The sequence below is a fragment of the Halothiobacillus sp. genome, assembly GCF_027346185.1.
Classification (GTDB): domain Bacteria; phylum Pseudomonadota; class Gammaproteobacteria; order Halothiobacillales; family Halothiobacillaceae; genus Halothiobacillus.
Genome location: NZ_DAIESY010000111.1, coordinates 1 through 5,241 on the forward strand (window position 1 = coordinate 1; position 5,241 = coordinate 5,241).

The 5,241-nt window shown below is 54.6% G+C and carries 4 protein-coding genes; all 4 read left to right on the plus strand.

The genetic code is table 11. The annotated features are described in order from the left end of the window. The first annotated feature begins 261 nt into the window (after window positions 1-261). The 4 genes from M7R55_RS07855 to M7R55_RS07870 all read left to right on the plus strand — a co-directional run bounded on the left by M7R55_RS07855 (window position 262) and on the right by M7R55_RS07870 (window position 5,108). Window positions 262-861 (plus strand): nucleotidyltransferase domain-containing protein, encoded by a 600-nt coding sequence (locus M7R55_RS07855; protein ID WP_298219864.1) that lies wholly within the window; start codon window positions 262-264, stop codon window positions 859-861. Further along, the gene (locus M7R55_RS07860) at window positions 858-1,298 is read left to right on the plus strand and encodes a DNA-binding protein (protein ID WP_298219865.1); all 441 of its coding nucleotides are present in this window, start codon (window positions 858-860) and stop codon (window positions 1,296-1,298) included. Before M7R55_RS07855 ends, M7R55_RS07860 begins: the two co-directional genes overlap by 4 nt. A gap of 175 nt (window positions 1,299-1,473) precedes the next feature. Next, window positions 1,474-4,632 carry a type I restriction endonuclease subunit R gene (locus M7R55_RS07865; RefSeq protein ID WP_298219866.1) on the plus strand — a complete coding sequence of 1,053 codons (3,159 nt, stop codon included), beginning with the start codon at window positions 1,474-1,476 and terminating at the stop codon, window positions 4,630-4,632. Window positions 4,633-4,829: 197 nt separating this feature from the next. Further along, a complete protein-coding gene (locus tag M7R55_RS07870; protein WP_298219867.1) occupies window positions 4,830-5,108 on the plus strand; it encodes a type II toxin-antitoxin system RelE/ParE family toxin in 279 nt (92 codons plus the stop codon). The last annotated feature ends 133 nt before the right edge of the window (window positions 5,109-5,241 follow it).

Sequence of the window (5,241 nt, forward strand, 5' to 3'; positions counted from 1 at the left end):
AGCATCGATCGTCTTGACTTGGTAGACCCCGGACCGATCGGCCGCTTCCGAACCCTCTGCTGTCATGGAGGCCGTTGCGGCCGAGCATCTCGAGCATCTGCTGATCGGCCTTAAGTAGCGCTCCTCATAAGACTGAATATCTGTCGTTAAACCCATCTCTGTCGTTAAACCCATCCGACCCGGGGATGGGGTGGCTCCTATTGACGCAATGTCGCTTATTAGGCAACAATAGTTGCTATAAAGGCAACATGCAGGTCATGGATGTCGCTCGATGACATTTTATTTCCAGAGTATCGTCGCCGGGTGTTGGGCCTATTATTACTCCACCCCGACCAGCGTTATTACCTGCGCGAGATCGCCCGCTTGACCGGCACCTCGGCAGGTACCTTGACTCGTGAACTCTCCAAACTCGTCAAGGCGGGCGTGTTGACCGTGCAGAAAGTCGGTAACCAAGCACATTACGCTGCGAATCGTGATTGCCCGATCTTTGATGAGTTGGCGAGCATCCTGCGCAAAACCAGCGGCCTGACCGATGTGCTGGCTGAAGCCTTGCTGCCACTCGCCGATCAAATCGAGGTGGCATTCGTGTTTGGCTCGGTAGCCAGCGGTAAAGCACGATCCGAAAGCGACATCGACCTGATGGTGATCGGTGACATCTCGTTCAAGGCCGTTGTCTCCGCCCTGTATCCACTTCAGGAGCGTTTGGGTCGCGAATTGAACCCCAAGGTTTACTCCAGAAAGGAATGGCGCAATTTGGTGGCAGAGAACGGTACATTCATTCGCGACATCCAGAGCAAACCCATGCTGTTTATCATGGGGCGGGAATCTGATCTGCATGATAAGGAGGTCGCACAGCCATGACACTCGATAACCTGATTGGCACACAGCTTGAAGCGGTTGAACCGGATCGCACGGGAGTCGAGCGATTGCTGGAAGCAGCCAACCGCAGCCTCTCGGATGCTTCCTTGCTCGACTTGAGCAACGAGGGTCGCTTCGATATGGCTTACAAGGCGGTGATGCAGATCGCTAACGCCGCATTGCTGGCTAATGGTTACCGCACGCCGACCAACAGACCCGGTCACCACCAAACGATGATCCAGTCCTTGCCGAAGACCATCGGCGTGGATCGAGACACGATGATTCTGCTCGATGGGCTGCGAAAGCAACGAAATGTAATCGATTATTCAGGCGATACCGTCAGCGCATCCATGGCCAACGAAGCGTTCGAGCAAGCCCGATTGTTGATGAAGCAAATGCGCGAATGGCTCAATATCAATCGAAAAGACTGGTTGAGATGATGGTTGCCGAAAACCCGACCGATCTATACAGATCGCACCCGACATGTATAGGAAAACGGGCTTTTCTATACACATCAGCGCAGCGGGATATTGTTGATGGGCTTGACTATGCAAGAAACTTATAACCTATCGCCATGGAAGCGCCCCCATGCTGATACGATCCGAGTAGCGACCGATGACCGAAGACCAGCTTGAGCAGGAAGCATTGTCGTGGCTGGCCGATGTCGGCTATCAGTTTATCCATGGCCCCGATATTGCGCAGGATGGCATGAATCCCGAACGGGCAGACTACCGGCAGGTTGTCCTTGTTGAGCGTCTTCGTTCTGCCATTGATCGTTTGAACCCAAACATTCCGCTGGTTGCCCGCCAAGATGCGCTGCAACAGGTGCTGGATCTGGGTATTCCGGCGCTGCTTTCCGCCAACCGTTATTTCCATAAGCTGCTGGTGACCGGTGTTCCTGTTCAGTATCAACGCGAGGGCGAGACCATCGGCGACTTTGTGCGCCTGATTGACTGGACAACGCCCGCAAATAACGAGTGGCTGGCGATCAACCAGTTCAGCATTCAGGGGCCGAATCACACCCGCCGCCCGGACATCATCCTGTTCATCAATGGCCTGCCGCTGGTGCTCGTTGAGCTGAAAAACCCGGCGGATGAGAACGCCACGATCTGGAAAGCCTTTGATCAGATCGAAACCTACAAAGCGCAAATCCCGGATGTGTTCCAGTACAACGAAGTGCTGGTCATCTCCGATGGCAGCCAGGCGCGCTTTGGTTCGCTGTCTGCCAATGCGGAACGGTTCATGCACTGGCGCACGATTGATGGCAAGGGCCTTGATCCGCTGGGGCAGTTCAATGAACTGGAAACCCTTGTTCGTGGCTTGCTGACACCCACCCTGTTTCTCGATTACCTGCGCTTTTTTGTGCTGTTCGAGGATGACGGCCATCTGGTCAAGAAGATCGCCGGTTACCACCAGTTCCATGCAGTGCGTTCGGCCATCGAACAGGTGGTGATCGCCTCACGACCGGATGGCTCACACAAGGGCGGCGTGGTCTGGCATACGCAAGGTTCAGGCAAGAGCATCACCATGACCTGCTTTGCCGCGCGGGTGATGCAGGAACCCTCGATGCAGAACCCGACCATCGTGGTGATTACCGACCGCAATGATCTCGATGGTCAGCTATTCGGCGTATTCTCGCTATCGCAGGACTTGCTACGGGAACAGCCGATCCAGATCGGCAACCGTAAAGACCTGCGCGAGAAGCTCGCCAACCGCCCCTCCGGCGGAATTATCTTCACGACCATCCAGAAGTTCATGCCGGGCGAGGACGAGGACACATTCCCGACCTTATCCGCGCGGCACAATATTGTCGTGATCGCCGATGAAGCCCATCGTACCCAGTACGGTTTTGAGGCCAGGTTGAAACCGGTCAAGCTGTCCAGCAAACCGACCCATGCCTATAGCGCGAATGATGACGACTTGAATCAATCGATGGTTGCCGAACCGCCGATGCGTTATCAGGTCGGTTACGCCCAGCATCTACGCGATGCCTTGCCCAACGCGACATTCGTAGCGTTCACCGGCACACCGGTTTCCAGTGAGGATCGGGATACCCGTTCGGTGTTCGGGGAATACATCAGCATTTACGACATGCAGCAGGCGCAGGAAGACGGCGCCACTGTGCCGATCTATTTTGAATCCCGGTTGGCAAAGCTAGGGCTCAAGGATGCCGACCTGCCGAGCATTGACAAAGAAGTCGATGAACTGGCCGAAGACGAAGAAGAAAGCCAGCAGGCGCGCTTGAAGAGCCGCTGGGCGGCATTGGAAAAGGTGGTCGGGGCAACGCCTCGTATCGCCAGTGTGGCGGCTGATCTCGTCAAACACTTCGAGGAACGGAATCAATCGCAAAGCGGCAAGGCGATGGTGGTCGCCATGAGTCGCGACATCTGCGTGCACCTGTATCACGAGATCATCACGCTTCGCCCCGAATGGCACAGCGATGATCCCGAACAGGGCGCGGTCAAGATCGTCATGACCGGCTCGGCGAGTGACAAGGCCTTGCTGCGTCCGCATATTTATAGCAATCAGACCAAGAAGCGGCTCGAAAAACGGTTTAAGGATGCCAGCGACCCGCTGCGGATGGTCATCGTGCGCGATATGTGGCTGACCGGCTTTGATGCGCCTTGCGTGCATACCCTGTATGTCGACAAACCCATGAAAGGCCACAACCTAATGCAGGCCATTGCACGAGTCAATCGGGTTTTCAAAGACAAACAGGGCGGCCTTGTGGTCGATTACATCGGTATCGGCAATGAACTCAAGAGTGCGCTCAAGGAATACACCAACAGTCATGGTCGCGGGCGGCCAACGGTTGATGTGCATGAGGCGTACTCGGTTCTGGAAGAAAAGCTCGATGTGCTCCGGGGCATGCTGCACGGGTACGACTACAGTGATTTTCTGACGGCCAGCCACAAACGCCTAGCCGGTGCTGCCAACCATATCCTTGGCCTCAACGATGGCAAGAAACGATTTGCTGACGCATCACTGGCCATGACCAAGGCATTCTCTCTATGCGGTACGCTGGATGAAGCACAGGCTCTGCGTGAGGAAGTGGCGTTCATGCAGGCTGTGCGCGTCATCCTGACCAAGCGGGAAATCACCGACAAAAAACGCAGTGATGCCGAACGCGACCTGGCTATTCGGCAGATTATCGACTCGGCGGTGGTCTCCGGTGAAGTGGTCGATGTGTTTGCCGCCGTTGGGCTGGATAAACCCAACATCGGCATTCTCGATGAGGTGTTCCTCGCCGAAATCCAGAACTTGCCAGAGAAAAACCTTGCGGTCGAACTCTTGGAGAGACTTCTTGAGGGTGAGATCAAGTCCCGTTTTGCGGGCAATGTGGTTCAGGATCGCAAATTCTCCGAGATGCTGACCCATGTCATCGCCCGCTATCAAAACCGTGCCATTGAAACCGCACAGGTCATCGAAGAACTGATTGCCATGGCGAAGAAGTTTCAAGAAGCGGCGAATCGGGGGGAAAAACTTGGACTCACCGAAGATGAAATCCGGTTCTACGATGCCCTGGCGGATAACGAGTCCGCGGTACGCGAGCTCAACGACGAAACCCTGAAAAAGATCGCCCACGAGCTGACGGAAAGCCTGCGCAAGAATGTGTCGATCGACTGGTCGGTGCGCGAGGGTGTTCGCGCCCGGTTGCGGCTGATGGTCAAACGGATTCTGCGCAAGTACAAGTATCCGCCCGATAAACAGGATGAAGCGGTGACACTGGTGCTGAAGCAGGCCGAGGCGTTGAGTGAAGCGTGGGTCGGGTAATGCCCAAAGATTCACCGAAGAATATGCCCATAGTGAACCGCGCCGTCTGAGGAAGTCAGTGCGGAAATTGCACGCTGACCGGCGAAATGATGGCAGCACAATGCGCAGGCGATTTCAAACGGCACAGCAGGCTTGGTTCGCAGATTGGGCGATTGGGTTAACTTGCAGGTCGTATAGCGTAGATACACAACAAACCCATGATCAAGTCGTTCAAACACAAGGGCGTAAAGCGATTCTATGAGACGGAATCAAAAGTTGGCAAACCAGACCACGCGAGTAAGCTGGTACGCCAATTAGCCATTTTGGATCGGGCGACGAACCCAGAGGACATGAATATACCAGGCTGGCGACTTCACCCCCTGGTTGGTGATTTGTCTCCCCATTGGGCGATAACCGTTAGTGGAAACTGGCGTTTAACCTTCGCTTTTGAAGATGGCGATGTCGTTCTGGTTGACTACAAAGACTATCACTATTGATCCGGAACATAGAAGATTGAACTTTTGTTAACGGGTTTTGTCTTTATTTGCATGGATAAAGAAGATGCAAGATTTCAAACCCTGGAGCAGTTGCATGAACGGCGTAAACAAGTCGTTCGACTGCATCGCAAAG

Excerpts from the sequence above, each read along its gene's own strand:
- M7R55_RS07855 (WP_298219864.1), top strand. The coding sequence starts at position 262 with ATGTCGCTCGATGACATTTTATTTCCAGAGTATCGTCGCCGGGTGTTG.
- M7R55_RS07860 (WP_298219865.1), top strand. The coding sequence starts at position 858 with ATGACACTCGATAACCTGATTGGCACACAGCTTGAAGCGGTTGAACCG.
- M7R55_RS07865 (WP_298219866.1), top strand. The coding sequence starts at position 1,474 with ATGACCGAAGACCAGCTTGAGCAGGAAGCATTGTCGTGGCTGGCCGAT.
- M7R55_RS07870 (WP_298219867.1), top strand. The coding sequence starts at position 4,830 with ATGATCAAGTCGTTCAAACACAAGGGCGTAAAGCGATTCTATGAGACG.